Source organism: Pantoea sp. Fr+CA_20, assembly GCF_024520835.1.
Classification (GTDB): Bacteria; Pseudomonadota; Gammaproteobacteria; order Enterobacterales; family Enterobacteriaceae; genus Pantoea; species Pantoea allii.
Map to the genome: position 1 here is coordinate 18,705 of NZ_JALNPN010000027.1, position 25,173 is coordinate 43,877.

At 52.4% G+C, this 25,173-nt stretch carries 26 protein-coding genes, 1 pseudogene and 1 other annotated feature; of the genes and pseudogenes, 9 read left to right on the forward strand and 18 right to left on the reverse strand.

Annotation, left to right across the window (positions count from 1 at the left end):
* Positions 1 to 2: 2 nt before the first annotated feature.
* Both NR177_RS21705 and oppF read left to right on the forward strand, forming a co-directional pair.
* Positions 3 to 1,016, forward strand: coding sequence for an ABC transporter ATP-binding protein (locus NR177_RS21705; protein WP_063879793.1), 1,014 nt, complete (start codon positions 3 to 5; stop codon positions 1,014 to 1,016).
* On the forward strand, positions 1,013 to 2,014 hold the full coding sequence (gene oppF, locus NR177_RS21710) for a murein tripeptide/oligopeptide ABC transporter ATP binding protein OppF (protein ID WP_063879792.1): 1,002 nt from the start codon (positions 1,013 to 1,015) through the stop codon (positions 2,012 to 2,014). The genes NR177_RS21705 and oppF overlap by 4 nt, the downstream gene beginning before the upstream one ends.
* Before the next feature lie 46 nt (positions 2,015 to 2,060).
* On the opposite strand, the gene NR177_RS21715 is transcribed toward oppF, so the two are convergent.
* Together NR177_RS21715 and cls are read right to left on the reverse strand one after the other, a co-directional pair.
* Positions 2,061 to 2,390 carry an HI1450 family dsDNA-mimic protein gene (locus tag NR177_RS21715; RefSeq protein WP_208624999.1) on the reverse strand — a complete coding sequence of 110 codons (330 nt, stop codon included), beginning with the start codon at positions 2,388 to 2,390 and terminating at the stop codon, positions 2,061 to 2,063.
* A gap of 38 nt (positions 2,391 to 2,428) precedes the next feature.
* A complete protein-coding gene (gene cls / locus NR177_RS21720) occupies positions 2,429 to 3,889 on the reverse strand; it encodes a cardiolipin synthase (protein ID WP_063879791.1) in 1,461 nt (486 codons plus the stop codon).
* 162 nt (positions 3,890 to 4,051) lie between these two features.
* Between cls and NR177_RS21725 the strand changes: the two genes are divergently transcribed.
* Entirely contained in the window at positions 4,052 to 4,225 is a 174-nt protein-coding gene (locus NR177_RS21725) for a YciY family protein (protein WP_096010518.1), read from the forward strand.
* A gap of 30 nt (positions 4,226 to 4,255) precedes the next feature.
* Here NR177_RS21725 and NR177_RS21730 read toward each other — a convergent pair whose 3' ends face one another.
* A complete protein-coding gene (locus tag NR177_RS21730) occupies positions 4,256 to 4,429 on the reverse strand; it encodes a hypothetical protein (protein ID WP_164484316.1) in 174 nt (57 codons plus the stop codon).
* Between the two features lie 66 nt (positions 4,430 to 4,495).
* A complete protein-coding gene (locus NR177_RS21735; RefSeq protein WP_256853614.1) occupies positions 4,496 to 4,792 on the reverse strand; it encodes a YciI family protein in 297 nt (98 codons plus the stop codon).
* Positions 4,793 to 4,989: 197 nt separating this feature from the next.
* Here NR177_RS21735 and tonB point away from each other — a divergent pair, with 197 nt between their 5' ends.
* Positions 4,990 to 5,742: a TonB system transport protein TonB gene (gene tonB, locus NR177_RS21740; RefSeq protein WP_063879790.1), complete on the forward strand. Its 753-nt coding sequence runs from the start codon at positions 4,990 to 4,992 to the stop codon at positions 5,740 to 5,742.
* Positions 5,743 to 5,838: 96 nt separating this feature from the next.
* Here the strand turns inward: tonB and yciA are convergent, their stop codons facing one another.
* The 4 genes from yciA to NR177_RS21760 are packed head-to-tail and all read right to left on the reverse strand — an operon-like array spanning position 5,839 to position 8,095.
* The gene (yciA, locus tag NR177_RS21745) at positions 5,839 to 6,261 is read right to left on the reverse strand and encodes an acyl-CoA thioester hydrolase YciA (protein ID WP_063879789.1); all 423 of its coding nucleotides are present in this window, start codon (positions 6,259 to 6,261) and stop codon (positions 5,839 to 5,841) included.
* A gap of 59 nt (positions 6,262 to 6,320) precedes the next feature.
* A complete protein-coding gene (locus NR177_RS21750) occupies positions 6,321 to 6,860 on the reverse strand; it encodes a septation protein A (RefSeq protein WP_063879788.1) in 540 nt (179 codons plus the stop codon).
* A 56-nt stretch (positions 6,861 to 6,916) separates the two neighbouring features.
* A complete protein-coding gene (locus NR177_RS21755; RefSeq protein ID WP_063879787.1) occupies positions 6,917 to 7,651 on the reverse strand; it encodes a YciC family protein in 735 nt (244 codons plus the stop codon).
* A gap of 27 nt (positions 7,652 to 7,678) precedes the next feature.
* Positions 7,679 to 8,095 (reverse strand): YkgJ family cysteine cluster protein, encoded by a 417-nt coding sequence (locus NR177_RS21760; protein WP_256853615.1) that lies wholly within the window; start codon positions 8,093 to 8,095, stop codon positions 7,679 to 7,681.
* Positions 8,096 to 8,343: 248 nt separating this feature from the next.
* On the opposite strand from NR177_RS21760, the gene ompW reads away from it, so the two are divergent.
* A complete protein-coding gene (gene ompW, locus NR177_RS21765; RefSeq protein WP_096010519.1) occupies positions 8,344 to 8,976 on the forward strand; it encodes an outer membrane protein OmpW in 633 nt (210 codons plus the stop codon).
* A 48-nt stretch (positions 8,977 to 9,024) separates the two neighbouring features.
* Here ompW and NR177_RS21770 read toward each other — a convergent pair whose 3' ends face one another.
* The 6 genes and pseudogenes from NR177_RS21770 to NR177_RS21795 all read right to left on the reverse strand — a co-directional run bounded on the left by NR177_RS21770 (position 9,025) and on the right by NR177_RS21795 (position 16,043).
* A complete protein-coding gene (locus tag NR177_RS21770) occupies positions 9,025 to 9,339 on the reverse strand; it encodes a BON domain-containing protein (protein ID WP_109716425.1) in 315 nt (104 codons plus the stop codon).
* A gap of 143 nt (positions 9,340 to 9,482) precedes the next feature.
* Positions 9,483 to 10,286 carry a tryptophan synthase subunit alpha gene (trpA, locus tag NR177_RS21775; protein ID WP_063879784.1) on the reverse strand — a complete coding sequence of 268 codons (804 nt, stop codon included), beginning with the start codon at positions 10,284 to 10,286 and terminating at the stop codon, positions 9,483 to 9,485.
* Complete coding sequence (gene trpB, locus NR177_RS21780; RefSeq protein ID WP_063879783.1) at positions 10,286 to 11,476, reverse strand: tryptophan synthase subunit beta; 1,191 nt, start codon at positions 11,474 to 11,476, stop codon at positions 10,286 to 10,288. Before trpB ends, trpA begins: the two co-directional genes overlap by 1 nt.
* A 47-nt stretch (positions 11,477 to 11,523) precedes the next feature.
* Entirely contained in the window at positions 11,524 to 12,885 is a 1,362-nt protein-coding gene (gene trpCF, locus NR177_RS21785) for a bifunctional indole-3-glycerol-phosphate synthase TrpC/phosphoribosylanthranilate isomerase TrpF (protein WP_256853616.1), read from the reverse strand.
* A 2-nt stretch (positions 12,886 to 12,887) separates the two neighbouring features.
* Positions 12,888 to 14,481: pseudogene (trpD, locus tag NR177_RS21790) on the reverse strand (bifunctional anthranilate synthase glutamate amidotransferase component TrpG/anthranilate phosphoribosyltransferase TrpD).
* On the reverse strand, positions 14,481 to 16,043 hold the full coding sequence (locus NR177_RS21795; RefSeq protein ID WP_256853617.1) for an anthranilate synthase component 1: 1,563 nt from the start codon (positions 16,041 to 16,043) through the stop codon (positions 14,481 to 14,483). Before NR177_RS21795 ends, trpD begins: the two are co-directional and overlap by 1 nt.
* Before the next feature lie 23 nt (positions 16,044 to 16,066).
* Positions 16,067 to 16,171: a sequence feature (Trp leader region), on the reverse strand.
* Between the two features lie 154 nt (positions 16,172 to 16,325).
* Between NR177_RS21795 and NR177_RS21800 the strand changes: the two genes are divergently transcribed.
* Both NR177_RS21800 and NR177_RS21805 read left to right on the forward strand, forming a co-directional pair.
* Positions 16,326 to 17,213, forward strand: coding sequence for a PHP domain-containing protein (locus tag NR177_RS21800; RefSeq protein ID WP_096010523.1), 888 nt, complete (start codon positions 16,326 to 16,328; stop codon positions 17,211 to 17,213).
* A 9-nt stretch (positions 17,214 to 17,222) separates the two neighbouring features.
* A complete protein-coding gene (locus NR177_RS21805) occupies positions 17,223 to 17,843 on the forward strand; it encodes an L-threonylcarbamoyladenylate synthase (protein ID WP_109716419.1) in 621 nt (206 codons plus the stop codon).
* A gap of 5 nt (positions 17,844 to 17,848) precedes the next feature.
* On the opposite strand, the gene NR177_RS21810 is transcribed toward NR177_RS21805, so the two are convergent.
* Positions 17,849 to 18,490 carry a hypothetical protein gene (locus NR177_RS21810; RefSeq protein WP_063879776.1) on the reverse strand — a complete coding sequence of 214 codons (642 nt, stop codon included), beginning with the start codon at positions 18,488 to 18,490 and terminating at the stop codon, positions 17,849 to 17,851.
* Between the two features lie 1,181 nt (positions 18,491 to 19,671).
* On the opposite strand from NR177_RS21810, the gene rluB reads away from it, so the two are divergent.
* A complete protein-coding gene (gene rluB, locus NR177_RS21815; RefSeq protein WP_063879775.1) occupies positions 19,672 to 20,556 on the forward strand; it encodes a 23S rRNA pseudouridine(2605) synthase RluB in 885 nt (294 codons plus the stop codon).
* Between the two features lie 93 nt (positions 20,557 to 20,649).
* On the opposite strand, the gene NR177_RS21820 is transcribed toward rluB, so the two are convergent.
* From NR177_RS21820 to NR177_RS21830, 3 genes are all read right to left on the reverse strand, one after another.
* Positions 20,650 to 21,963: a CitMHS family transporter gene (locus tag NR177_RS21820; protein WP_109716418.1), complete on the reverse strand. Its 1,314-nt coding sequence runs from the start codon at positions 21,961 to 21,963 to the stop codon at positions 20,650 to 20,652.
* 545 nt (positions 21,964 to 22,508) lie between these two features.
* The gene (cobO, locus tag NR177_RS21825) at positions 22,509 to 23,099 is read right to left on the reverse strand and encodes a cob(I)yrinic acid a,c-diamide adenosyltransferase (RefSeq protein WP_063879773.1); all 591 of its coding nucleotides are present in this window, start codon (positions 23,097 to 23,099) and stop codon (positions 22,509 to 22,511) included.
* On the reverse strand, positions 23,099 to 23,860 hold the full coding sequence (locus tag NR177_RS21830) for a YciK family oxidoreductase (protein WP_256853618.1): 762 nt from the start codon (positions 23,858 to 23,860) through the stop codon (positions 23,099 to 23,101). The genes cobO and NR177_RS21830 overlap by 1 nt, the downstream gene beginning before the upstream one ends.
* Before the next feature lie 173 nt (positions 23,861 to 24,033).
* On the opposite strand from NR177_RS21830, the gene sohB reads away from it, so the two are divergent.
* Positions 24,034 to 25,080 (forward strand): protease SohB, encoded by a 1,047-nt coding sequence (sohB, locus tag NR177_RS21835; protein ID WP_256853619.1) that lies wholly within the window; start codon positions 24,034 to 24,036, stop codon positions 25,078 to 25,080.
* The last annotated feature ends 93 nt before the right edge of the window (positions 25,081 to 25,173 follow it).

Below are 25,173 nucleotides of genomic sequence, written 5' to 3' on the forward strand. Positions count from 1 at the left end.
CGATGACTATTCATGAATTTCAGCCTTCTCAGGCTGCACGCACGGGAAGCGAACTGCTGCTTGATGTCAAAGATTTACGCGTCACTTTTGGCACCCACGATGGTGACGTGACGGCGGTTAACGATCTCAACTTTTCACTGCGCGCGGGGGAAACCTTAGGCATTGTGGGCGAGTCGGGCTCAGGCAAATCCCAAACCGCGTTTGCGCTGATGGGGCTGCTGGCCAGCAATGGTCGTATCGGCGGATCGGCGTTGTTTAACGGTAAGGAGATCCTTAACCTGCCTGAAAAACAGCTGAACAGACTGCGTGCCGAGCAAATCGCCATGATCTTTCAGGACCCCATGACCTCACTGAACCCCTACATGCGGGTTGGCGAGCAGTTAATGGAAGTGCTGAAGCTGCATAAAGGCATGAGCAGCGCCCAGGCATTTGAAGAGTCGATAAAAATGCTGGATGCGGTAAAAATGCCGGAAGCGCGTAAACGCATGAAAATGTATCCCCATGAGTTTTCAGGTGGGATGCGTCAGCGTGTGATGATTGCGATGGCATTGATGTGTCGTCCTAAGCTGCTGATTGCCGATGAACCCACGACCGCACTGGACGTGACGGTTCAGGCGCAGATTATGACATTGCTGAATGAACTCAAGCGCGAGTTCAATACGGCGATCATCATGATTACCCACGATCTGGGTGTGGTCGCGGGGATCTGCGACAAAGTGCTGGTGATGTATGCTGGACGCACGATGGAATATGGCCGTGCACGCGATGTCTTTTATCAGCCAGCCCATCCTTACTCTATTGGCCTTCTGAACGCCGTCCCAAGGCTGGATGCAGAAGGGGAAAGCCTGACGACTATTCCCGGGAATCCGCCTAACCTGCTGCGTTTGCCGCAGGGTTGTCCGTTCCAGCCGCGCTGTCCTCATGCCATGGATATCTGTTCTAAAGCACCGCCGCTGTTACCTTTTGCAGAAGGGCGTTTACGCGCCTGCTTTAAGCCGGTGGAGGAACTCGTATGAGCAGCCTGGCAGAGAAAAAAGTCTTACTCGAAATCGCCGATCTGAAAGTCCATTTTGATATCAAAGATGGCAAGCAGTGGTTCTGGCAGCCGCCAAAAACCCTTAAGGCCGTCGATGGAGTCAGCCTGCGCCTGTATGAGGGCGAAACGCTGGGCGTTGTCGGTGAATCAGGTTGCGGCAAGTCTACGCTGGCGCGTGCCATTATTGGCCTGGTTAAAGCCACAGAGGGCCGCGTATCCTGGCTGGGGCGCAACCTGCTGGGACAGAGCCAGGAAGAGTGGCGCAAGGCGCGTAGCGATATCCAGATGATTTTTCAGGACCCGCTGGCCTCGTTAAACCCACGTATGACCATCGGCGATATCATCGCAGAGCCGTTACGCACTTATCACCCGGAGCTGTCGCGCCAGGATATCAAAGATCGCGTCAAGACCATGATGATGAAGGTCGGGCTCCTGCCTAACCTGATCAACCGTTATCCTCACGAGTTCTCGGGTGGGCAGTGCCAGCGTATTGGCATCGCGCGCGCCTTGATACTTGAGCCTAAGCTGATCATTTGCGATGAGCCGGTGTCGGCGCTGGACGTCTCTATCCAGGCGCAGGTGGTTAACCTGCTACAGCAACTGCAGCGTGAAATGGGGCTGTCGCTGATCTTTATCGCCCATGACCTGGCGGTGGTGAAACATATCTCCGATCGCGTATTGGTGATGTATCTGGGACATGCCGTTGAGCTGGGCACTTACGATGAGGTGTACACCAATCCGCAGCATCCTTATACCAAAGCGCTGATGTCGGCGGTGCCGATCCCCGATCCGGACCTGGAGAAAAATAAGCAGATTCAGCTTCTGGAAGGGGAATTACCGTCCCCGATTAATCCGCCCTCTGGATGCGTCTTCCGTACCCGTTGCCCGATTGCCGGCCCGGAGTGTGCGAAGACCCGACCGCTGCTTGAAGGCAGTTTCCGTCACGCGGTGTCCTGCCTGAAGGTGGACCCGCTATAAAGCAAAACGCCGGGCATTTGCCCGGCGTTTATTTGTCATCTGTCAGCTATTCACGCCATAAAATATGGCACAGCTTGTGATCTTTTTCGCGGCACAGCAGTACGCGCGCGAAGACATCCGTAATTGGCTCGCCGTCCGCTTCACCCAGACCGATCACCACTTCTGAGAAAAAGTCAGGATTCAAATCAAAATCCACATGATCCTGCCAGTCATCTGACGGATCGAACAGCTCTGCGCCACCGCGCTCTTCAAACTGCAGATTGAACAGAATGATATCGGCAGGATCAAGATTGTCGCCTGCCAGTTCAAGAAAAATGTCGTAGGCCTGTTCCAGCGTTTCGTCTTCTGTCAGGCGGTTGTTTAGATCCATTCTCAGTCCCGTTTATCTAAGGGCAGTTCGTAATTTCGCTCGTTTTACAGTAAAGGACTAAAGAAGTAAAACAGTCGTTCGACAATCCGCTGCCACCAGGCACGTTTTGCCCAGCGTTTAGCGTCAAGCAGGCGCGAACGGGCAATATAATCGTCCTGTACACAGGCCAGATCGCTGCCAAATCCGGCATCATCCACGGCAAGGGTAATTTCAAAGTTCAGCCACAAACTACGCATATCCAGATTGACGGTGCCGACCAGGCTCAACTGACCGTCCACCAGCACGCTTTTGGTATGCAGCAGGCCATCTTCAAACTGATAGATCTTCACGCCAGCCTCAAGTAGCTCGCCAAAAAATGAGCGGCTTGCCCAGCCGACCAGCAGAGAATCATTATGAAGGGGCACCACAAGACTCACGTTGACTCCGCGTAACGCCGCCGTGCAGATAGCATGAAGCAGGTCATCACTCGGCACCAGATAGGGCGTGGTCATGATTAACTGCTCACGTGCTGAATAAACTGCCGTAAGCAGCGCCTGGTGAATCAAGTCTTCCGGAAAACCAGGGCCGGAAGCGATAACCTGCACGGTGTGGCCACTTTCCTGCTCAAATGGCATGATATTGCGGTCGGGCGGCGGCGGCAGAATACGTTTGCCGGTTTCAATCTCCCAGTCACAGCTATAGACAATCCCCATCGCCGTCGATACCGGGCCTTCCATTCGGGCCATCAGATCAACCCACTGACCCACGCCAGCCTCTTGTTTAAAGAAGCGCGGATCAACCAGATTCATGCTGCCCGTGTAGGCAATATAGTTATCAATCAGCACCATTTTACGATGCTGACGCAAATCCATGCGGCGCAGGAATACACGCAGCAGGCTGACCTGGAGCGCCTCCACAACGTCGATGCCTGCGTTACGCATCATGCCCACCCACGGGCTTCTGAAAAACGCAACGCTCCCCGCAGAGTCGAGCATGAGCCGGCAGTGAACGCCACGGCGTGATGCAGCCATTAACGACTCGGCCACTTCGTCTGCCAGACCGCCCGGATTCCAGATATAAAACACCATCTCGACGTTATGACGTGCCAGCTGGATATCGCGAATTAACGCCTTCATCACGTCATCAGAACTGGTCAGTAGCTGTAGCTGATTACCCTTTACGCCCGCAATGCCCTGGCGGTTATTGCACAATTGAAATAAAGCGCGCGCAACGTCGCTGTAATCCGTTGCAAAAATTTCGGTGCGCTTTTTTAAATCATTCAGCCAGCGGGCGGTGGACGGCCACATGGTACGCGCCCGTTCAGCACGGCGTTTCCCCAAATGCAGTTCGCCAAAGGATAAATAAGCAATGATGCCCACCAGCGGCAGAATAAAGATAATCAGCAGCCATGCCATGGCTGAGGTCACGGCCCGTCGCTTCATCAGGATGCGCAGCGTGATGCCGGCGATCAGCAACCAGTAACCAAACAACAACAACCAGCTGATAAGCGTGTAAAACGTGGTCATTAAGTGGACATCCTGTTCGCGCTTGAGTTTGAGAAGTTTACGTGGAGATGCAGGGGAGCGAAACCCTTAATAATAACGGCTTTTCGATGAAAGATCCGATTTGGCATTGGCTCAGAGATCTTTATAATGCCTGCGCGTGAGTTTGGTGTCAGAGAGGACGTAATGAGAAAAAGCAGAAACGAAGTTGCCCGCTGGAGAATGTTGCGTCAGGTACAGCGCCGACGTTCGCGCTGGCTGGAAGGGCAGTCACGTCGCTATAAACGTATTCACGGGATTCGCCATCAACTGGCGCAGCAGCAACGTCGCTCGATTCTGTTTATCACGCAAAATCTGTAATCATTCAGCCGCGTTGAGCGGCTGATAAATCTACTGTCCGGTCATCAATAATTTTACGTTGACCAACTGTACCGCGGCAGCCAGAACAATCAGCATCACAATCAGGTGTTTTTTATTACGCCAGCCGTGTTTGCGCCACAGGCAGAGCGCCGCCCCGACTAACAGCGTGATGACCAGTAACAGGGTCAAAATGATCGCTTGCATAAAACATCATCTCGAAAAAAAAGCTTCAGAGCAGCTGCCCGGAAGCTTTTTTGCATGGGAGTCGAATCAGAAAACGCGCTTGAAGGGCTTCACACTGACTTGCTTATAAACGCCCGCGGCGATATAGGGATCGTCTGCCGCCCAGGCCTGCGCCGTTTCCAGTGACGGGAATTCAGCGACCACGGTAGAGCCCGTAAACCCAGCAACGCCAGGATCGTTACTGTCCACCGCAGGCATAGGCCCGGCAACGATTAAGCGACCTTCTTCATGTAACAACTTCAGACGTGCCAGGTGAGCGGGGCGCACGGCGTTGCGTTTTTCCAGAGAATCGGCGTGATCTTCAGCATAAATGACGTAAAGCAATTGGGCGCTCCCATTAACTCTTAAATTTTGCAACACGGTAAGTGATAGTTAAGTAGAGTGCAAACGAAACCTTGCGTCAATGACCTACGCAGCATATTGGGCTAAATAGGCTTTTTTAGCCGCATCATAAGGAGGTTATTGAAACTGATTGCTATTTGCATTTAAAATCGGGACTTCATTTCATTACTGCGATTGTTATGACCACGCTGACTATGCCCTTACCTAAACGCTCGCCTGTTGCTATGATCTTGTCTGTTGCGCTGCACGGTGCAGTCATTGGCGGGATTCTCTATGCGTCTTTTCATCAGACCATTGAGTTGCCCAAGGCATCACAGCCGATTAGCGTGACCATGGTTGCACCGGACGTTCAGCCTGAACCTGCAGTCGCTCAACCCGAGCCGCAACCGGAACCCCAGCCAGAACCGGAGCCCGTGCCGGAGCCTCAACCCGCACCAGAGCCGCCGAAGCCCGTGCCCGTGCCGATCCCCAAACCGCAACCTAAACCTAAGCCGAAACCTAAGCCAGAGCCCAGGCACGAACAGCCAAAACGCGAAGTTAAACCGCGTCAGGACGTGAAGCCGCAGGCGAACCCGTTTAAGCAGGATGCGCCTGCAACGCAAAGTAAACCCACGACGGCCCCGAAAAGTACGCCGTCGGCAGCACCGACGCAGAGCGTATCCACCGGGCCTAAAGCGCTTAATATCAGTAAGCCGTCTTATCCGCCTCGGGCTGCGGCATTACGTATCGAAGGACGCGTCAGGGTGAAATTTGACGTGGATAGCGATGGTCGGGTCGATAATATCGACATTCTCTCTGCTGAGCCGCGTAACATGTTTGAGCGCACCGTTAAACAGGCTATGCGGACGTGGCGTTATCAAAGTGGTAAGCCGGGCAGCGGTTTGACGATGAATATCGTGTTCAAAATTAATGGCGGGGCCAGCATCGAGTGACGCCGGGGGCGAAAGTGATGCAGCGGTGAGCGATCTACACGTGACAAGCGCTCACCGCGAACGGGCTGTTAGCGGGATTGTAGATGCATCGTTTAATCAGGAAGGGAATGACTGATTATCCCGTCCTGCGGGCAGTTGGCGAGGCTGTCCTTCGTTATCGACAGCGACATAAATAAACACTGCTTCGGTGGCGCAGTAGGTCTGCCCAATCGGTTCAGAAGAGACTTTCTTAATCCACACCTGAACGTTGATCGTCATCGAACTGTTGCCGGTTCGAATACATTGCGCATAGCAACTGACGACATCGCCCACCGCGACGGGTTTTAAAAACGTCATGCCATCGACGCGAACGGTAACAACACGGCCTTCGGCGATCTCTTTAGCCTGGATCGCGCCACCCATATCCATTTGTGACATTAACCAGCCACCAAAGATATCGCCGTTGGCATTGGTATCCGCTGGCATGGCCAGGGTGCGCATCACCATTTCGCCCTGGGGCAATTTATGTTTATCGTCCATTGCTCTGGTTTCTTATGTCATCGTAAGAGAAACGTTGCCCGCTAACACGGGCAACAGGATTATTTTTGTTCTTGTTGCGGCATCTTACGCCAGATATAGACGCCGCTCAGGAGCGTGAACAGCAGCGTAAGGCCGGTCAGTCCAAACACTTTAAAGTTAACCCAGAATGACTGGGGTAACCAAAATGCAACATATATGTTCGCCAGACCACAAATCAAGAAGAACAGTGCCCAGGCAATGTTGAGTTTACGCCAGACGTGCTCAGGCAGCTCCAGCTCTTTACCCAGCATGGTCTGAATTAACGGTTGCTGCATAAACCACTGGCTAAACAGTAACGCCAGCGCAAACAGGGTGTAAATAACCGTGACTTTCCATTTGATAAACTCATCATTATGGAAAACCAGCGTCAGCGTGCCGAATACCGCCACCAGAACGAAGGTAAAGATGGTCATTTTCTCGAGCTTGCGATACAGCACCCAGCTCGCCACCAGTGCCAGACCGGTTGCGACAATCAGTGCGCCCGACGCCACGAAAATGTCGTACAACTTATAAAAAATAAAGAAAACAACAAGGGGAAGAAAGTCGAGTAGCTGCTTCATAGTCATTCCAGTTAAGGCTGCCTTTCCAGCCAGTGCGCCGGGCGGCGCACGGACAATCAACGTAACAGCATATAAAGCCGGTACAAATAAATCACTAACAGAGTGGAAACCAGGTTACCTATAGCGGTGAAAATGACCGTTGAAACGTTTATAGGTAATACCGTCAATGAGGTAAAGAAAAACATTACGGCAAGCTTCGCCAGTAACCACAGGATAATGGCAGGGGCAATCAGCTTCACGTTTTTCCATGCCATCCGCATGCTGGCGCGCATCGAGGCGATAACGCCGAGTTTTTCACTGGCCAGAATAATCGGCGACAGTGATAGCACAATAGTCAGCAATACACCGGGCACCACCAACACCATAAAACCCAGTTGCGCCACTAAGGTGACTAAAAAAGTCAGCAGCAGTAACTTCGGCAGCAAGGGCGCAGCTGCGCCTATCGCACGCAGTGCACTGACACGTTGGCCTGAAGAGACTAACGGAATCAGGCAGAGCATACCGCCTAACAGCAGCGTATTCCCCACCAGGCCCGCGAACGTCCCGGCTGCAGAGGCGCGGAGCAGAACCTGTTGCTGTTCGGGTGTCATACTCTGCACCAGATCAAACAGCGACGTACTGCTTATCTCGCCTTGTTGCAAAATCGCCATTTGATCTTCACCGGGCGTTAAAACGTGTAACAGCATGACCGTCACAAACGCGGTCAGCAGCGACATTAACACCAGGGTGAACAATTGATGACGAAAAAAATTTCCAGTGTCACGGTATAACGAGCTTGCCGTGATAGACATGTACTCTCCTTGAAAGAACCGGGTTAATTAACCCGGCGATTGTACATGTTCTGGAGGCTCGCTGGCACCCGCAACCGGACAACTTTCTGTCATAACAGGTAAAGATGGGTGAAAAAGTGCGGGGAGGCCGTACCGTGCTCTGGCCCGATCGCAACCTTCATTCCAGACACCTTGTTCCCCGGACATGTCAAACTCACGACAGGGTGAGGGCCGGTTCTCATAAATACCGCAGGAAACGCAGCCGCCAATATCGCCTTTAAGGGCGACGCAGCGCGGTGAGCGATCGTTCGTTCCGCGCATATTCCGCATCAACAGACTCAACGGCTCGGTGAGTTCTGTGGGCACCAGACCGCCGGCATCATCGGCTTCAGCCCAGTAAAAAGAGACACGAAAGTGGGCACAGCAGGCACCACAGCTAATACAAGGATTGATATTTTCGCTCATTTGATCGCCCGCCACCTCTAAGGCATCGAACCAAAATAGTCAGGAAAGAAGAGCAAAGTAATGCGGCGATATTATTTCGGCAAGAGATATTTAGCCTGCAGCAGCAGGTGTAAAATTGACTTGAATCAATTCATTGTTTTTTAAATCATTTTTCTAAGTTGATTTAGATGCATTTACCAAAGAATCGCGCTAAATCTGTGCGGGCAAAATAATTCAGTGCAGGCATTTAATTTCTCACAGGAGTGAACATGAAACTGGCTAAATGCGCCATGCTGCTGGCGCTTGCGTTACCGCAATTTGCGCTGGCCCATCAGGCTGGCGATTTCTTTGTGCGTGCAGGGAGTGCTACCGTTCGCCCCACCGAAGGCTCGGACAATGTGCTGGGAATGGGGTCTTTTAGCGCCAGCAATGACACCCAACTGGGCCTAACCTTTACCTATATGGCTACTGACAATATTGGCGTCGAGCTTCTGGCCGCCACGCCGTTTCGTCATAAAGTGGGGCTTGGCCCAACCGGCACCCTGGCGACGGTAAGACAGCTGCCGCCTACGTTGATGGCACAGTACTACTTTTTTGACAGCCAGAGTAAGGTCCGTCCCTATGTCGGCGTGGGGGTGAACTACACCACCTTTTATGATGCGGATTTTAACCAGACCGGACGTGATGCGGGCTTAAGCGATCTGAGTCTGAAAAATTCGTGGGGCGTAGCCGGTCAGGTCGGGCTGGATTATCAGATCAACCGTGACTGGATGCTGAACGCGTCTCTGTGGTACATGGATATTGATACTGACGTGAAATTCAAAGCCGGCGATCAGCAGCAGAACATCCATATGCGCGTTGATCCCTGGGTATTCTTCTTCGGGGCAGGTTACCGCTTCTGATAAAAAAAGGGCCACTGAAAAGTGGCCCTTCGTGTGATGGATACGGCGTTATTTAATTTGCATGTTATTGACGACGGATCTTACGCCGGCCACGCTGCGGGTAACCTGTACTGCATGGTTAGCCATCTGCGGCGAGCTGACAAAACCGCTGAGCTGCACTTTACCCTTAAAGGTTTCAACGTTAATTTCAGTCGATTTCAGCGACTCATCTTTTAACAGTTCTGCTTTCACTTTGGTCGTGACGACAGTGTCATCGATATAACCGCCGGTGCCTTCTTTAGTTGGCGTTGGCGCACAGGCGCTCAGTGTTAATGCAACAACAGCCGCGACCATAGCACTTGCCAGCACTTTAAACCATTTCATTGCTTCTCTCCCTGTCACAAATTGGATGCGACGTTACCATAACGGCGCCTGTTAATTGTGGTGCAGGAAATCCGAAATTAGCAAACCGGTAATGAAAAAAACAGGGAAATCATGCCTTACCGGACGGTAAGGCATGAAGGCGATTAGCGGGTAGCGGCTTTCAGGTTACCAATGAAGGTTTTCAGGGCATCCAGCATCACCTCGGGTTCGGCCTGATGCTGCTCAATAATTTTGACCACAGCCGAGCCGGAAATTGCACCGGCAGTCCCCGCCGCGAGCGATTCTTTGACCTGTGAGGGTTCGGAAATCCCAAAGCCCTGTAGCGGTGGCGCGGCGTGATATTCACGTAGCTTTGCAATCAGGTGATCCAGCGGCAGGCTGGCCCGCTTCTCAGTCCCGGTGACGCCGGCACGGGATAACAGATAGGTATAACCGCGCCCGTGAGAGGCAATCTCACGTAGCAGCTCATCGCTGGCGTTAGGTGGGCAAATGAAAATTGGCGCAATGCCATGTCGCATCGCAGCCTGGCGGAACGGCGCTGATTCTTCCACAGGCACATCTGCCACAAGCACTGAGTCAACTCCAGCCTGGGCACAACGCGCATAGAACTCATCAATACCGTTGCTGAATACAAGGTTGGCATACATCAGTAAGCCAATCGGTAATTCAGGATATTTATGGCGTATAGCTGCCAGCATTTCAAAGCACTGTGCGGTCGTGGTGCCTGCCGCAAATGCCCGTAGCGTGGCGCTTTGGATGGTTGGCCCATCCGCTAGCGGATCGGAAAAAGGAATGCCCAGTTCAAGCGCGTCAGCCCCACCTTCTACCAGCGCATCAATAATCCGTAATGACAGCGCGGGTGAAGGATCGCCCAGTGTGACGAAGGGCACCAGAGCGCCTTCTTTCTTCGCCGCCAGACGGGTAAACAGTTGATCATAACGTTCCATCAGATTTCTCCCTGCGCAGTCAGAATATCGTGAACGGTGAAGATATCTTTATCACCGCGACCGGAAAGGTTCACCACAATCAGTTGCTCTTTTTCCGGTTCTGCCTCAATCATCTTCAGGGCATACGCCAGGGCATGAGCCGACTCCAGCGCAGGAATGATGCCTTCGGCGCGGCACAGCTTTTTAAAGGCAGCGAGCGCTTCATTGTCGGTGACTGACACATAGTCGGCCCGACCAATGCTGTTGAGATGGGCGTGCTGTGGACCAACAGAAGGGAAGTCAAGCCCGGCTGAAATTGAGTACGACTCTTCAATCTGCCCCTCATCGGTCTGCATCATCGGTGATTTCATACCGAAATAAATGCCGACGCGACCATGCTTCAGTGGCGCACCGTGTTCACCCGTTTCAATACCGTGTCCCGCAGGCTCAACGCCAATCAGCTTGACACCTTCTTCGTCAATAAAGTCGGCAAACATACCGATGGCGTTGGAACCGCCGCCGACACAGGCGATAATCGCATCCGGTAGGCGACCTTCCTTTTCCAGAATCTGTTTTTTGGTCTCTTCACCAATCATGCGCTGAAATTCGCGCACAATCGTCGGGAAGGGGTGCGGGCCGGCAGCGGTGCCCAGCATATAGTGCGAGGTTTCATAGCTGCCTGACCAGTCACGTAGCGCTTCATTACAGGCATCTTTCAGCGTGGCTGAACCACTGTGTACCGGAATCACTTCGGCACCCATCAGGCGCATACGGAAGACGTTCGGCGACTGACGCTCCACGTCTTTAGCACCCATATAGATACGGCATTTCATGCCCAGTAACGCACAGGCGAGCGCAGAGGCAACGCCATGTTGACCTGCACCGGTTTCGGCGATGATCTCATTCTTGCCCATGCGTTTCGCCAGCAGAGCCTGTCCTAAAACCTGGTTAGTCTTGTGCGCACCGCCGTGCAGCAGATCTTCGCGTTTCAGATACAGGCGGGTTTTTGTCCCTTTTGCCAGGTTGCTGCACAGGGTTAACGCCGTGGGACGGCCCGCATAGTTTTTCAGCAGGTCGGTAAATTCAGCCTGAAATTCAGGATCTTTCTGCGCGCTAACAAAGGCTTCTTCTAACTGTTTTAGCGCTGGCATCAAAATTTGCGGCACATACATGCCGCCGAAGTCGCCAAAATAGGGATTGAGTAAGGTCATGTTTTGCTATCCTTTTTTGTGGCCCGCCAGAACACGGGCCCGGTCAATCAGTAGGCGCGAAGCGTCCGGAATACGGCGGCAATTTTGCTGGCGTCTTTAATACCTGGCTCGCTTTCCACACCCGAATTGAAGTCCAATCCTGCACATCCAAGCTGCGCGGCTTCCACGCAGTTATCGGCACTCAGGCCGCCCGCCAGCATGACATTCTTGAGGTCCTGGCCCTGAAGCAGTGACCAGTCAAACGTCTGGCCCGAGCCGCCGTTGCCATTATCAAAAACATAACGATTCACATGGGGCCAGTTACGCTCAGGCAGGGCATGTTGAATACTCAGCGCTTTCCAGATTTGCACCTGTTCAGGCAACGCCTGATAAAGCGCAGCTACATAGGCGGGGTCTTCATCACCGTGTAACTGCACGGCGCTGAGCTGTAGCGCAGTCACTTTAGTGACAATGTCACTTATTGCTGCATTGCGGAACACACCGACATACTTCAACGGCGCGCCTGCGATAACCGCCCGCGCTTTATCGGTATCAACCTGACGCGGCGAACCCTCGACAAAGATTAACCCACCAAAAAGGGCGCCCGCATCACAGGCGGCGCAGGCATCTTCAGGACGGGTCAAACCACAGACTTTGTTGCTGCCCAGGGTGACACGACGCACTGCCGCATGAAGATCGTCTTCTTCCATTAATGCAGAGCCAATAAGGAAACCATTGGCGAAATGACTTAATTCACGAACATCACGATAGTTGTTAATGCCTGACTCGCTGATCACGGTGATGCCCTGGCCCAGACGGGGTGCCAGTTCGCGTGTCCGATTCAGATCAATCGACAGGTCACGTAAATCGCGGTTATTAATGCCCACCACTTTCGCTTCCAACGCAATGGCGCGTTCCAGCTCCTGTTCGTTACTGACTTCGGTCAGCACGCCCATCTGTAGACTGTGCGCAACCGCAGCAAGCTGACGATACTGCTCGTCATCCACCACTGACAGCATCAGCAGGATGGCATCGGCCTGATAGTAACGTGCCAGATAGATTTGATAAGGATCGATAATAAAGTCTTTGCACAGCACAGGCTGCGTTATGGCTGCACTGACGACAGGTAAAAAGGCGAAGTCACCCTGAAAATATTTCTCATCGGTCAACACGGAAACCGCAGATGCATAGTGGCGATAAACCCCGGCTATCATCTCGGGATCAAAATCATCACGAATCAGCCCTTTGGATGGAGAGGCTTTTTTGCATTCCAGAATAAAAGCAGTGCGGGTGCCCTGCAGTGCGTCATAAAAACTACGGTTGGAAAGCGTAATGCGCTGCTGGAAACTCTCCAGGGGTTGCTGCTGCTTACGTGCCTCAACCCAAATGGCTTTGTCTTTCACGATTTTATCTAACACTGTACCCTGCATGATTATCCTCTTGATGCCAGAGCCACCACGCGCTCATAGGCCTGACCACTACGGATGGCATTGAGCGCACGCTGTGCATTTTCACGGAGATCTTCATTACCAAACACTTTAAGCAGCATCGCCACATTTACGGCAACCGCCTCCTCATGGGCCTGCTCGCCATTACCCTGGAGTAAACGTGTAAGAATGTCACGGTTTTCTTCCGGTGTGCCGCCTGCCAGAGCCTCTTTAGGATGGAAGCCAAAGCCGAAATCTTCCGGGCCGAGCTGATAGCGGGTAATCTCACCTTCACGCAACTCAGCCACATGGGTGACATCGTGTAGCGCCACCTCATCCATTCCGCCACCATGCACGACCGCTGCGCGCTGGTAGCCCAGCACTTTCAGGGTTTGCGCAATGGGCAGCACCAGTTCAGGGCTGTAAACCCCAATCACGGCCAGCGGCGGGCGGGCAGGATTGATCAGCGGCCCGAGCACGTTAAATACCGTGCGGGTTTTCAACTGCTGGCGCACCGGCATGGCATGGCGAAAACCCGTGTGGTACTGCGGTGCAAACAGGAAACAGACATTCAGATCGTCCAGCGCTTTACGTGCCAGCTCGGCGGGCATATCCAGATTGATACCGAACGCAGCCAGCAGGTCAGACGATCCTGATTTGCTTGATACGCTGCGGTTGCCGTGTTTCGCGACTTTCAGCCCGCAGGTTGCTGCGACAAAGGCGCTGGCGGTCGAGATGTTAATGCTGTTACTGCCATCGCCGCCGGTGCCAACAATATCGGCAAAGGCGTAATCCGGGCGCGGAAAGGGTTTGGCATCTTCCAGTAAGGCACTGGCAGCTCCGGCGATTTCTTCGGGGTTTTCGCCACGCACCTTCATAGCAATCAGAACCGCTGCCAGTTGAGTCGGTTCAAGCTGACCAGTAATAATGGCGCTGAACAGTTGATGACTCTCGTGTTGAGTCAGGATCTGCGACTGGTAAAGTTTTTCCAGAATCGTATTCATACTTTTCTCCCTGTTACTTCGCCAGCGCCCAGGCCAGTGTCTGTTCAAGCAGACGCGCGCCCTGAGTGGTTAAAATGGATTCGGGATGGAACTGGAATCCGCACACACGATCTTTTTCGTGGCGGACCGCCATGACCATGCCGTTGTAACTGGCATTCACCGTTAATTCGTCCGGCGTGTTACTGCCAACCAGCGAATGATAACGGGCAACGGGAAGGGGATTGCTGAGCCCGGCAAACATCGCTTCACCATCGTGACGAATGGCAGAGGCTTTGCCATGCAGAATTTCGCCGGCCTGACCGACATGACCGCCATAGGTTTCCACAATCGCCTGATGACCCAGGCAAATGCCGATAATCGGCAGCTTTCCGCGCATCGCGCGCAGCAGCTCTGGCATACAGCCCGCCTCTTTCGGCGCGCCGGGCCCCGGAGACAGCATCAGCACCGGATTATTCATGCTTTGCAGTCGATCGATTAACAGCGATGTCGGCATGTTATTACGGTACACCACCACGTTGTGCCCGAAGGTACGAAGCTGATCGACCAGGTTGTAGGTAAATGAGTCGATGTTATCCAGCAGCAGGATGTCAGCCATCAGAAAATCTCCTTGCAGTGGTGAGCAGTGGCAATCGCGCGCAATACGGCGCGGGCTTTGTTACGGCTTTCATCTGCTTCAGCCTGAGGGTCCGAATCCAGCACCACACCGGCTCCGGCCTGCACGGTGGCTACGCCATCTTCTACATAGGCTGAGCGGATTACGATGCAGGTATCTAAATCACCGTTGGCGGTGAAATAGCCCACAGCGCCACCGTAGATCCCGCGTCGTGTGCCCTCTGCGTCAGCAATCAGCTGCATCGCCCGGACTTTAGGCGCACCGCTCAGGGTGCCCATATTCATGCAGGCGCGATAGGCATGTAGCACGTCCAGGTCATCGCGCAGCGTGCCCACAACCCGCGAGACCAGATGCATCACAAAGGAATAGCGGTCAACTTTCGTCAGGTCGGCAACATAACGACTTCCGGGACGGCAGATACGGGCTAAATCATTGCGCGCCAGATCGACGAGCATCAGGTGCTCGGCCAGTTCTTTGTGGTCTGTGCGCATTTCTAACTCGATACGGCTGTCGAGATCGCGATCCAGCGAACCGTCAGCGTGCCGACCGCGTGGTCGGGTACCGGCAATGGGGTAAATTTCAATCTGACGAGACGCAGCCTCGTACTTCAACGAGCTTTCGGGTGAGGCACCAAACAGTGAAAAATCCTGATCCTGCATAAAGAACATATACGGGCTTGGATTGCTGCGTTTCAGCGTGTCATAAGCGGCGAGCGCAGAAGAACAGGGCAGCGAAAAGCGGCGTGATGGCACAACCTGGAAGATTTCACCAATGCGAATGGCCTCCTGCATCTTACGCACTACCGCGCAATACTCTTCATCGCTCTGGCTGACGGTCAGCGTCATCGTTTCGACAGGCTGAACGGGCAGCGCCGGTGCAGGTTGTAACATCTGTCCATGCAACTGTTCAATGCGTCGTTGCAGACGTTGAAATTCGTGGGTAGAAGGCGAGAACAGGCTGGCCTGCAGACGTGCGCTGCGTGCCTGGTGATCCAGCACCAGCAGCGTTTCCGCCAGGTAAAAGCAGTAGTCGGGACAGCGTTGCTCACTGCTGAGTTCCGGTAAATCTTCAAAGCCTGCCACCAGATCGTAGGCAAACAGGCCGCCGACAAACACGGCTTCGCGCTCTTCGCTTGGGGAATTCACCAACTGCGGAATCAGACGCAGTGCGTCAAACACCGACAGGGCGCGTAAGCGTGAGTCTTCATCCTGTTGATCCTGCACAGGGGTAAATGTCAGAACACGCCCGTCTGGGCGAGGTTCATTGATGATTTCAGAGGGCAGAGCGTCATCCAGCAGCGGCAGCAGCGCACGGCCATTGTCAGACAGTGCCTGTAGAGTGACGCGGTTTCCTAATGCGCTGATGCGCAGGGCGCTGTCAACAATCATCAGGCTTTTTAAGTTTTCTTTACTGTCGATATCTGCGGATTCAAGCAGCAGTGTCGCCGGGCGAGCGCCGCATAACTGATGAAAAACGGCGGCGGGATCTTCCCGATAGGGCGCGCTGCCGGTAATTAACTTCACTGTCGGTTTTGCATTAAGCATGATGATTTCTCTGAATATCGTCCAAAAAAAAGCCCGCTTGGAGGCGGGCTCAGGTATCTGCACAGTGTTTACGCAAGGTGTGCACGACAACGTCGCCCGTACTGGGAAACATTGCGCCACCAACCCATTAAAAGCGTAATTACAGTTTTCATGATCAAATACCCGTCTGCGGTGAACTTGTGTACTAGTTAACTGGTTCGTGACAAAAATGTCAATACACTTTTTCAGTGGCCGATAAAATCGTTATTATGCTGACCCGATCAGTAGCCAACAGGAGTTGTTTTGAGCGATATCGCCCGTTTTCCGCTTTACGATCTTCATAGTCACACGCGGGCTTCCGATGGATTGTTGTCGCCGCAGGCACTGGTTGAGCGCGCAGTAGACATGCGCGTCGGGGTGCTGGCAATTACCGATCACGACACCGTCGCGGGTATCCCTGAGGCGCAGCAGGCCGTACTGAATCAGCAACTGCCCATAAAAATTTTAGCCGGTGTTGAGATTTCAACGCTGTGGGAAAACCATGAAATTCATATTGTCGGGTTAAACATCGACATCCAGCATCCGGTGATGACCCAGTTCCTTGCGGGTCAGTATACGGCGCGACTGGAGCGCGCACAGCGCATTGCTGAACGGCTGGATAAAGCGCAGATCCCCGACGCGCTGGCAGGGGCGCAGCGCTTAGCCGAGGGGGGAATGATTACGCGCGGCCATTTTGCCCGCTATCTGGTCGATCTGGGCAAAGCGAATAACATGGCGCAGGTGTTTAAAAATTATCTGGCGCGGGGCAAAACCGGCTACGTCCCACCGCAATGGTGTACAATTAATCAAGCCATTGATGCGATTCACCATTCTGGTGGCTGTGCCGTGCTGGCACATCCGGGACGCTACGGATTGTCGGCTAAATGGCTAAAGCGCCTGATTGCCAGTTTTAGCGCTGCTGGCGGGGATGCGATCGAGGTCGCACAATGTCAGCAGGCACCCGCTGAGCGCACGCAGTTAGCGCAATATGCCAGAGATAACAATCTGGCTGCATCGCAAGGTTCTGATTTTCATCAACCCTGCCCGTGGATTGAACTGGGCCGCAAATTGTGGCTACCTGCGGCGGTAGAACCGGTCTGGGAACGTTTTCCCGCACTGGCACCCGCAGTGGAATGTACGGAAAGGGGATAAGAGGTTTCTATGAGTCAACTGTTTCATATTCATCCAGATAATCCACAACCGCGCCTGATTAACCAGGCCGTAGAGTACCTGAATAAAGGCGGCGTGATTGTTTACCCAACGGACTCCGGCTATGCCCTGGGTTGTCGGCTGGAAGAGAAAGGGGCGATGGAGCGAATTTGTCGCATTCGTCAGCTGGACGGTCATCATAATTTCACGCTGATGTGCCGTGATTTATCTGAACTGTCTGTTTATTCTCAGGTGGGTAACAGCGCTTTCCGTCTGCTTAAAAATAACACGCCGGGTAATTACACGTTTATTCTTAAGGCGACGAAAGAAGTGCCGCGTCGTCTGATGAATGAAAAGCGTAAAACGATTGGATTACGCGTACCGTCGAATCCGGTAGCACTTGCCCTGCTTGAGGTGCTGAACGAACCCATGATGTCGACATCGTTAATTCTGCCGGGTAATGACTTCACGGAATCTGATCCGGAAGATATTCAGCACCGTATTGGCAAGCAGGTGGATCTGATTATTGACGGTGGCACGCTTGGACAGCAGCCCACCACCGTCATTGATCTCACCAGTGATGCACCTGAAGTCGTCCGTGAAGGTGTGGGAGATGTGAAACCGTTTCTGTAACCCACTCAGGTTTTACGGGTGACGGGAATCGTCGCCTGTAACCAGTTTTTAAACTGGCCGTAAGGGATATAGAGTGAAACATCTTTTAAAATCACTTTCCCGCTACGGCCATTTTTAATCGCATCTGAGTAACCTACGATAACCCCACCCAACGTATCGTCGCTGTTATAGACGCCGCCGCCGGACATGCCCTGAACGACTCCCGCATTTGAGGCCATGGCAATACACGGGCTTTTATTCCAGGTATTACGTATCGCCGTGCGCGCCAGATTTACCCCTTTAGACTCAACGGGCAGCGCCGAAATATAGCTGTATCCATACATTTTTACCGCATCGCCAATATCGGTGCTGCGGAATTGAGTCAGTGTATTTGGCGGATTCTTATGATAAATAATCGCGAGATCGCAATAAGGGTGATAAGACTTCACGCGCTGCACAGCGAATTTTGCCACGTGAGCGGCGGTCAGGCTGTAGTCGGGCGTTAAAGGAATGCTGGTGCCTAATGTACCTAAACCAAGAATGGTAGGGATGCCTGTCACGCTCATATCAACGTGCTGCATCGCCGTACGGCTGTACTCAGTATGGCCCACAGAACAACCGCTCAGAGCCAGCGTCAATAACGCTGCGCACACAAACTGTTTTTGCATAGTGGTGTCTTCAGGTGAGCATGTCTGTAAAATCCCTGGTGAAGATTCAAGACATGCAAATTAAAGCTCATCGTGAGCCGTATTAACGCAAATATTCCTGATGCGCCGGTGTATATATATTTAATAACAACCAGTTAGCGGCTTTTTCATACAGCGCCGTTTGAAACGTTGCGTCGTCTGTATGCTTATTAGATTAGGGCTGCTAAAAAGGTCGTATAATGGTTATCGGCTGAGATTGCCGCCAGTCCATTTTTTTAATGTAAATTTATTGTAATGAGAGAGCGAATATCGACACAGCCGTCTGACCAAAAGTGAGTCGGTCAGGTGGCATTATTTCGCACAGTATCCCGCAATAATTAAAATTGTACAACATATTTTTTCTTGTACAACTTTATTGTGGGTTACTCTATGAAATATCGAGTAAAGATGCGACGGAAAGAGGCGGTGAAGTGCGGTCAATGTGCAAAGCCCGCCCTGCGGATGATTAAAAAAATAAATATTTGGCTTAAGTGTGGTTTTCTGCATTTTTAAATTAACTCAAATGACATTCCGCCTGTAAAAATAAACTTTTCTCACCACTATATTTGCGCTGCTTATGACACTTTTACTCGGCTTTTAATGTTTCGCGATAAACCTATAGCGTAGAAATCATTAAATACAAATCTTTTTAATGCGAATTCTCTAAGAAGGGTTAACGGCAACATTATCTAAAACTGCTGCCGGTGAAACATTAACTTGAATTAAGTAACAAAGCGTTACTTTTTGCTGTTGAGGCAATTTATCGGTCATCAGTGCGCCATTTCACCACAATAAGGCAGATAAAATTGATGAAACGTGAAGCTATAAAGCGTTTCCTGAGGCTTTGTGCTTCACAACATGTCCTGTTGATGGCGAGGATAATCTCGATTCTTTAAGTACAGCGCGTTCATTATTATAATTATGCCTGCCGCTGATATCTGGCAGGGTCTGTTGCCAGACGAATGCGCGCCAGCGCTGCAGAAGGTGGATTCCATCAGGATAGCTGCCTGCCCGCGGTGCGAGTCAGGGCAACGCCATAATACGGGTTACATTACGAGGGACATCCTGTATAATGGGGCCAACAGGAAAATATAACCCATTGATTTTTAAGGTTAAATTCCTAATCCATCCGACGCCTGGGAAGGCGACAATGAGGTAGCTCCATGAGCGAAAAGTTACAAAAAGTCTTAGCGCGTGCCGGTCACGGTTCGCGTCGTGAAATTGAAACGATGATCGCTGCCGGACGCGTTAGCGTTGACGGTAAGCTGGCCACGCTTGGCGATCGCATCGAAAACAGCAAAGCCCTGAAGATCCGTATTGACGGTCATTTGGTTTCTATTGCGGAATCTGCAACGGAAGTCTGCCGCGTACTGGCCTATTACAAACCTGAAGGTGAACTCTGCACACGCAGCGATCCGGAAGGGCGTCCAACGGTCTTTGATCGACTGCCGCGGTTGCGCGGTTCGCGCTGGATTGCCGTGGGTCGTCTTGACGTCAATACCTGTGGGTTGATGCTGTTCACCACAGATGGCGAACTGGCTAACCGCCTGATGCATCCCAGCCGTGAAGTGGAACGCGAATATGCGGTGCGCGTATTTGGTCAGGTTGATGACGACAAAATTCGGCAGCTCAGCAAAGGCGTGCAGCTTGAAGATGGCCCCGCCGCATTCAAAACGCTGCGCTTTGCCGGTGGTGAAGGTATCAACCAGTGGTACAACGTGACGCTGACCGAAGGACGGAACCGTGAAGTTCGTCGCTTGTGGGAAGCCGTGGGCGTCCAGGTGAGCCGACTGATGCGTGTTCGTTATGGCGATATCACGTTGCCAAAAGGCGTTCCACGCGGTGGCTGGATGGAGCTTGATCTGTCAGCGGTCAATTATCTGCGTAACATGGTGGGGATGGATGATGAAACCGTCACCAAACTGGCTGTCGAGAAAGACCGTCGCCGCACCAAGGCCAATCAGATCCGTCGGGCCGTTAAGCGCCACAGTCAGACCAGTGGCAGACCTGCCCGCCGTAACCCTGGCAGTAAGCGTAACGCAACCTGATATCGGTTTGCACGTCAGAACAGATTCACTAAAAAAGCCGCAACGATTATCGTTGCGGCTTTTTTGTTTTCTCACTGTTCAGGTGACAACGGCTTACCGGTGAAACAGCGGAAACGCACCGGTAATTAACCCACCGGCCATCAACACCAGGCTGATTAAAATCCCCCATTTAATGGCAAAACGCTGGTGGTCACCGATATCCACCTTCGCCAGACCGACCAGAAGATAGACCGACGGAACCAGCGGGCTCAGTAAATGGAAAGGCTGACCCACAATGGAGGCCCGGGCAATTTCCTCTGCGGAAATACCGTAGCTGGCAGCCGTTTGGGCAATCACCGGCAGGATGCCAAAATAGAAGGCATCGTTAGACATAAAAAAGGTAAAAGGCAGACTGATTAAGGCGGTAAACACGGCGAGATAGGGGCCAAAACTGTGTGGAATAAAGGCCAACAGGCTTTTCGCCATGGCATCCACCATACCGGTTCCCGAAAGGATACCGGTAAAGATACCTGCAGCGAAAATCAGCGCCGTCACGGCCAGCACATTACTGGCATGGGAACCAATACGGGCCTTTTGTTCTTCCAGCGTTGGATAGTTCAGCATCACCGCAATCGCGAAGGCCAGCATAAACAGGATCTGAATGGGCATGGCACCAACAACCAACAGGACCAGCAGCACCGTAGTCAGAACAAAGTTTGGCCAGAACATTTTAGGCCGACGATTGGCTGCACACTCTTCAGCATCACCCAGCCCCAACTCAATATTATCCAGATGATGGTCGCTGATGCTCATCACGCCCAGGCGTTTACGCTCCTGCAAGCCAAACATGAAGGCCAGGCCCACAAGGGCAACACAGGCGATAAAAATGGCAGGCAACATCGGTATGAAAATGTCGAGCGCGTCAATTCGCAACGCGGCAGCGGCACGTGCCGTTGGTCCGCCCCAGGGAGAGAGGTTCATGATGCCGCTGGCAAGGTTAACCAGACAGGTCATCGCCAGCACATTCATGCCCAGCTTACGGTAGAGGGGAAGGAACGCGGCAATAGCAATCATATAGGTGGTTGAGCTGTCACCATCCAGTGAGACCAGCAGCGTCAGTACCGCTGTACCTACCAGCACCTTAAGCGGATCGCCCCGCACGATTTTAAGAATAAAACGCACCAGTGGATCAAACAGGCCAGCATCAATCATCAGGCCGAAATAGAGAATCGAGAAGGTGAGCATGACGCCTGTAGGTGCCAGGGTTTTCACCCCATCCAGCATCATGGCACCCAGCCCCTGGTAGAAACCACCCAGCAAAGCGAACAGGGTGGGAATAAGAATTAGCGCTATCAGCGCTGACATGCGTTTGGTCATGATCAGATACATGAAACAAACAACCATCGTAAAGCCCAGTATGGTCAGCAAAATAACAGCCCTCTCATTGGCAAAAGTTATTCAATTGTTATCGAACAAGATAATAATTTATGGATTTACTTAGCGTGTTAATGGTTAACCTCTTGTTTTGATTAACCATGCACAAAGATATGATATTAAAGCTAAATTTTTTTTATCATTTTTTTAACATAGAAGAGTGATCCCGATCGGTTTTTGCGGCCGTTCACCGGGCATTATGTGATTGTGATCAATGACTGATGTAAATCATGGCGGTCAATTTCAGGTAACGGAACTGGAAAGGGCGCGTGAAGTGTAATCGAAAATTTACATTTATGGCCGACAGGTTGGGGTAAACAGGCGCGTCAGAGATCGCATTTTTGCCGAAACCGACCCAACAGCGCGCTCGCGGCAAGCGGAATTCTGAGGTGCGACGGACGAGGGTTTAACGGTATTGGGCAAGAGGCTCATGTAACGATCGGGTGACAGGCTGACGATCAGGTTTACAGATTTATGCCGAAAAGATGCTGGTCAGACAGGCACCCCGTCCGACCTCTGCTGAATAGCATATAATAAGGTTACCAGTCTATTCCCTGCTGGGCCTGAATACCGGCGTCAAAAGCATGTTTCACCGGCCGCATTTCCGTGACGGTATCAGCCATATCCAGCAGGGTGCGATGGCATCCACGGCCGGTAATAATCACGCTTTGCTGAGCAGGGCGTTGTTTTAGGGCAGTGACCAGCTCGTCAAGGGGCAGATAATCCATACTGACCATGTAGGTGATTTCATCAAGAATCACCAGATCCAGGCTGCTATCACACAGCATGCGCTTCGCATGCTGCCAGACGGCAAGGCAGGCATCGGTATCGGTCTGGCGATTTTGTGTCTCCCAGGTAAAGCCGGTAGCCATCACCTGAAACTCAACACCGTGCTGTTCCAGCATGTTGCGCTCGCCATTTGGCCACTCACCCTTGATAAACTGGATGGCCGCGGCGCGCTTGCCATGTCCACAGGCGCGTAACGCGGTGCCAAAAGCGGCGGTGGTTTTGCCTTTGCCATTGCCGGTAAATACCATCAGGATACCTCTGACTTCACTGGCTGCGGCAATGCGGGCATCCACCTGTTCCTTTAAACGTTGCTGACGTTGCTGGTGGCGTTCGTCCGTCATTATTCAGCTGCTCCGGGTTTTCTGCCTGGCTGAGCATCAAAGCTCATACCGGTTTTACGGCGACTGTCGTCACCCATTAAATAGAGGTAGAGCGGCATAATATCGGCGGGCGTTTTAAGTTTACTGGCATCTTCCTGCGGAAACGCACTGGCGCGCATTTTTGTGCGCGTGCCGCCGGGATTGATGCAGTTGACGCGTAACGCGTGGTTTTTATATTCATCTGCCAGCACCTGCATCATGCCTTCGGTCGCAAATTTTGATACCGCATAAGCGCCCCATCCCGCACGACCGGTACGGCCCACGCTGGAGGTGGTGAAGACCAGCGATCCACTTTCTGATTTCAACAGCAGCGGTAGCAGGGCCTGGGTGAGGAAAAAGGTCGCATCGACGTTAATCTTCATGACCTGTTGCCAAACCTGCGGATCAAGGTCCGCCAGCGGCATGATTTCCCCTAAAATGCTGGCGTTATGTAATACGCCATCCAGATGCGAAAACTGTTGCGCCAGTTGCCCGACCAGTTGATGGCACTGCTCTGGCGTTGCATCAGACAAATCAAATACCACCGCGTGCGCCGGGCGCTGATTCAACTGGCCAATCGCCTCTTTGGTGTGCTGCAGCTTTTCCGCGCTACGGCCCAGTAAGATGACTTCCGCCCCATAGCGAGCGTAGGTCAGGGCCGCTTCCCGGCCAATGCCGTCAGAAGCACCGGTGACAAGAATCAGGCGATTCGCGAGTAGATCATTTTTAGGTTGATAGTGCATGTTGGGAGCCTCCCGCAACGTGAGGGTTTCACGCTTTATGCCTCAATTCATGCCATGACGCAATTGGCAATAAGTACATTCTGTGCCAGGTGCTGGCATTTCAGGCGACGGGTCTGGATAAACCAGTTAAACTAACCGTTTGTCAGTAATCCTCTGTTTAATAAGGCGACACGATGGATCTTCTTTTGAGTTATGGACTGTTTTTAGCAAAAGCGGTGACGGTGGTGATTGCCATTGCAGCTATCGTAATGATTGTTGTTAACGCCGCACAGCGCAAACGTCATCAGAGTGGGCAACTCCGCCTGACGCGACTGGGTGATGACTACACCAAAATGAAAGAAGAGCTGCAGCTTGAGAAAATGAAACCTCAGGCTCAAAAGCTGTGGTTAAAAAACAATAAAAAGGCCGAAAAACAAAAGGCCAAAGCAGAGAAACGCGCAGCGAAGCAGGGCAACCAGGAAACCACTAAACCCACGCTTTACGTTCTGGACTTTAATGGCAGTATCGATGCCAGCGAAGTTAAATCATTACGTGAAGAAGTGTCTGCGGTACTCGCCGTTGCCCAGCCGGGTGATGAAGTGCTACTGCGGCTGGAAAGCCCGGGTGGCATGGTACACGGTTATGGTCTGGCGGCGTCGCAACTGCAACGTCTGCGGGATGCCGGCTTAAACCTCACCGCTGCCGTTGACAAAGTGGCCGCCAGCGGAGGATACATGATGGCTTGTGTTGCCAGCCAGATCGTTTCCGCCCCTTTTGCGGTCATCGGCTCGATTGGCGTCGTGGCGCAAATCCCCAACTTTAACCGCCTGCTTAAGCGTAACGACATTGATGTTGAGCTACATACGGCGGGTCAGTATAAACGCACTCTGACGCTGTTTGGTGAAAACACGGAAGAAGGGCGGGAAAAGTTCCAGCAGGATCTGAATGAAACGCATCTGCTGTTTAAGCAGTTCGTGCATGAAATGCGCCCGTCACTGGATATTGACAAGGTGGCAACCGGTGAGCACTGGTACGGACGGCAGGCCCTGACGCTGGGCCTGGTCGATCGTATCTCTACCAGTGACGACCTTATTATTCAGCATATGGATAAATATACCGTGCTCGGGGTTAACTATGTGCGCCGCCGTTCAAGGATTGATCGCCTGACTCATAGCGCGGGGCATGTCCTGGAACGCTTAATGCTGAAGTGGTGGCAACGCGGTGACAAACCGCTGTTATAAGGGAAACCCGGCCAAGGCCTAATGCCGATCATTTAAGGATCGGTTGACCGATCCAGTGGCAGGTGTAAAAAGGGTTCATGTTCATCATGGACC

Excerpts from the sequence above, each read along its gene's own strand:
- NR177_RS21705 (WP_063879793.1), top strand. The coding sequence starts at position 3 with ATGACTATTCATGAATTTCAGCCTTCTCAGGCTGCACGCACGGGAAGC.
- oppF (WP_063879792.1), top strand. The coding sequence starts at position 1,013 with ATGAGCAGCCTGGCAGAGAAAAAAGTCTTACTCGAAATCGCCGATCTG.
- cls (WP_063879791.1), bottom strand. The coding sequence starts at position 3,889 with ATGACCACGTTTTACACGCTTATCAGCTGGTTGTTGTTGTTTGGTTAC.
- NR177_RS21725 (WP_096010518.1), top strand. The coding sequence starts at position 4,052 with ATGAGAAAAAGCAGAAACGAAGTTGCCCGCTGGAGAATGTTGCGTCAG.
- NR177_RS21730 (WP_164484316.1), bottom strand. The coding sequence starts at position 4,429 with ATGCAAGCGATCATTTTGACCCTGTTACTGGTCATCACGCTGTTAGTC.
- tonB (WP_063879790.1), top strand. The coding sequence starts at position 4,990 with ATGACCACGCTGACTATGCCCTTACCTAAACGCTCGCCTGTTGCTATG.
- yciA (WP_063879789.1), bottom strand. The coding sequence starts at position 6,261 with ATGGACGATAAACATAAATTGCCCCAGGGCGAAATGGTGATGCGCACC.
- NR177_RS21750 (WP_063879788.1), bottom strand. The coding sequence starts at position 6,860 with ATGAAGCAGCTACTCGACTTTCTTCCCCTTGTTGTTTTCTTTATTTTT.
- NR177_RS21755 (WP_063879787.1), bottom strand. The coding sequence starts at position 7,651 with ATGTCTATCACGGCAAGCTCGTTATACCGTGACACTGGAAATTTTTTT.
- NR177_RS21760 (WP_256853615.1), bottom strand. The coding sequence starts at position 8,095 with ATGAGCGAAAATATCAATCCTTGTATTAGCTGTGGTGCCTGCTGTGCC.
- ompW (WP_096010519.1), top strand. The coding sequence starts at position 8,344 with ATGAAACTGGCTAAATGCGCCATGCTGCTGGCGCTTGCGTTACCGCAA.
- NR177_RS21770 (WP_109716425.1), bottom strand. The coding sequence starts at position 9,339 with ATGAAATGGTTTAAAGTGCTGGCAAGTGCTATGGTCGCGGCTGTTGTT.
- trpA (WP_063879784.1), bottom strand. The coding sequence starts at position 10,286 with ATGGAACGTTATGATCAACTGTTTACCCGTCTGGCGGCGAAGAAAGAA.
- trpB (WP_063879783.1), bottom strand. The coding sequence starts at position 11,476 with ATGACCTTACTCAATCCCTATTTTGGCGACTTCGGCGGCATGTATGTG.
- trpCF (WP_256853616.1), bottom strand. The coding sequence starts at position 12,885 with ATGCAGGGTACAGTGTTAGATAAAATCGTGAAAGACAAAGCCATTTGG.
- NR177_RS21795 (WP_256853617.1), bottom strand. The coding sequence starts at position 16,043 with ATGCTTAATGCAAAACCGACAGTGAAGTTAATTACCGGCAGCGCGCCC.
- NR177_RS21805 (WP_109716419.1), top strand. The coding sequence starts at position 17,223 with ATGAGTCAACTGTTTCATATTCATCCAGATAATCCACAACCGCGCCTG.
- NR177_RS21810 (WP_063879776.1), bottom strand. The coding sequence starts at position 18,490 with ATGCAAAAACAGTTTGTGTGCGCAGCGTTATTGACGCTGGCTCTGAGC.
- rluB (WP_063879775.1), top strand. The coding sequence starts at position 19,672 with ATGAGCGAAAAGTTACAAAAAGTCTTAGCGCGTGCCGGTCACGGTTCG.
- cobO (WP_063879773.1), bottom strand. The coding sequence starts at position 23,099 with ATGACGGACGAACGCCACCAGCAACGTCAGCAACGTTTAAAGGAACAG.
- NR177_RS21830 (WP_256853618.1), bottom strand. The coding sequence starts at position 23,860 with ATGCACTATCAACCTAAAAATGATCTACTCGCGAATCGCCTGATTCTT.
- sohB (WP_256853619.1), top strand. The coding sequence starts at position 24,034 with ATGGATCTTCTTTTGAGTTATGGACTGTTTTTAGCAAAAGCGGTGACG.